Genomic DNA, 2507 nt, shown 5'->3' with positions numbered 1-2507 from the left:
GAGGTTCTCATAACATTTGTGCGAAAATTTACGGTTTTCAACTATTTCATTAGTTACAATACACCTTCTTTTGCTTTATTATAAACCTGAAAAGGAACATTATTATCCGTCAAGATTTTATATACCGTTGTAGTCGAAGGAATTGAAAATGCTTTCATAATGTCTCTGATACTTCTTTGCTCTTTGTAGGCACTTATCACCATCGGAGCAATTTCTTGATAACGTGGAGATAATCCCTTGGGTCTTCCTCCCATTCTTCCTCTCGCTCTTGCGGCTTCCTGCCCAGCTTTTGTTCTACGAATTAATCTTTTTCGTTCATGCTCTGCCAAGAGGGCAAATAATTTAAAGACGAATTCCCCTGTTTCGGTGGTCGTATCAATCAGAGATTGTGAAAGGCTTTTGAATAGAATTCCTTTTTGATTTAGTTCATCAACCAGCATAATCAATTCAAGGGTAGTTCTTCCCAATCGGTCAATATCCCAAACCACCAATTCATCCCCCGCCCTCAAAATTTCTTTTACTTTTTCATATTCTGGTCTTGACTTAGAAATGCCCGAAATCTTTTCGTGAAAGATTTTATCACAACCGTATTTTTTAAGGGCATCCATTTGTAGAGCTTCGTTTTGCTCTTCTTTGGAAACACGAACATATCCTATCTTCATAAATGTTATATATTTTATAATACTCGTCATAAATATAGTAAAATATAATTTGATTTTAAAAACAAGAATATGGAATTTGCAAAAGTAATTTAAAGCACAATTAGAAGGAAATCTTTATCGAAATGATAATTCCATAAAACCTCTCATTTTTCTATAACGCTCTAATTGAGAGTTATGGCTTTTAAGGACGTTAACGCTATATTCAGAATCGACAGAATCAGTCGATTCATTTGAATCAACGGCGGATTCAAATGATTCTGCGGAATCAGAATCAGCATAACCAGAAGTATAATCTTCATTTTTCTGTAACGCTTTAATCTAAAAATGGTCTATTTCCCTAAACACTCAGCATATGGCATATTTATTTTTAACCCATAAAGAGAGAGAACTCTATCAGAGCGTTCCTCAAAAGATTGAAGAAGAAGTTTTATGGAAAAACTTTTTTCTTAGCAAAGAAAATAAAATCTTCATTCACTTTTTTCATGGCAATCAATCCAAAGTGGCAGTTGCTTTACAGGTTGGAATCATTCGATTATTAGGTTTTTTACCCGAAGGCTGGAATAGTCAGATTAATCCTGATTGGATTAGCTTTATAACAGAACAACTAAAAATAGCTGTAAATCCGAATTTATTGGAATATGGGAATAGACCTGCCACCAGAACGGAACACTTACAACAAATTTTGAAACACCTTGATTATCGAAGATGGCAACCCATTATGGACGAACCAATCATCGAAAAATGGCTTATTGAGCGTGGAATGGAACACGACAATGAGCGTTGGTTGCTGGAAAAACTTTGTCAGAAACTACATCGTGAGAAAATACTACGTCCTGCCATTAGCTCTCTGGAAAGGATAGTTTCAAGTATCAATGAGCGTTTGCATGAAGAAACCTATAAGCGTTTAACGTTTATGTGGACGGATGATGTATTTCAAAAATTGGATAATATTCTTGAATTTGATGAAGAAAAGAAACAAACTGTGCATCGCTGGTTATGCCAAACACCTAACTCAAATTCTGCCCGTTCTATCAATCAAACGCTTGATAAAATTACTTTTTTAAAAGATTTTAAGGTAGATAGTTGGGATTTGTCGGTCATTCCTGCCAATCGTAAGAAACGATTAGCCAATATGGTTCGACAAAACACCAATACTTATTTGCAAAGGATGAACCCACAAAAGCGATACCCTTTGCTGGTTTGTTTTTTGTACGAAACGCTTTTGGACACTACTGACATCGTTTTATTAATGTACAGTGATTTTTGGCAACAAGCTATTAATGAAGCCAAAAAAGCCTTAGAAGAATATCAAAAAGGAATAGTAAAAACACAGGGATTTGCAGTGTGGACGTTGGTAAAAACGGCACAAATAGTAGTGGATGAGAGGATTGAGAGTCCAAATTTGAGGGCTATTATTTATGAACATCTAACCAAGGAAGACCTTGATGCAGCTCTTGATTTCTTTTTGAAAAACATTGACCATGACGCTCATTCTCTCCAATCATTTTTGCTGAAACAATATGCCAGATTCAAACAATTCACCATTAATTTTCTAAAAACATTATCTTTTGAAATTGCCTTTGTGAAAGATAATTTTGGTCCTGGATTATCATTGGTTACAGACCTACAAATCGGCAAAAAAAGAAAGTTTCCTGTTGATGCTCCGAGTAATTTTATTGTTAATTCTTGGAAAAGAGTCATTGATAATCAGGAGATTAACCAAAGCCATGCCTACGAACTTTGTGTATTATTAGTGTTAAAAGACAGGTTGCAATCGGGTGATGTCTTCGTAAAAAACTCTCGAAAGTTTGCTGATTTCAATAGCTTTTTAATTCCAAAATCCCG

General features: G+C 35.0%; 2 protein-coding genes. One reads left to right on the top strand and one right to left on the bottom strand.

Annotated features, from left to right (window positions below; translation table 11 throughout):
- Nucleotides 1–53: 53 nt before the first annotated feature.
- Nucleotides 54–662, bottom strand: a complete 609-nt coding sequence (locus J2Y60_RS24725; protein WP_309924734.1) for a recombinase family protein — start codon at nt 660–662, stop codon at nt 54–56.
- A 352-nt stretch (nt 663–1014) separates the two neighbouring features.
- On the opposite strand from J2Y60_RS24725, the gene J2Y60_RS24720 reads away from it, so the two are divergent.
- Nucleotides 1015–2507: DUF4158 domain-containing protein (locus J2Y60_RS24720; protein ID WP_309924733.1), on the top strand; the 1493-nt coding region annotated here is incomplete at its 3' end.

Origin of the sequence: Arcicella sp. BE140, from assembly GCF_031456255.1 — a bacterium.
Lineage (GTDB): Bacteria > Bacteroidota > Bacteroidia > Cytophagales > Spirosomataceae > Arcicella > Arcicella aquatica.
This window is presented reverse-complemented; position numbering and strand designations above follow the sequence as displayed.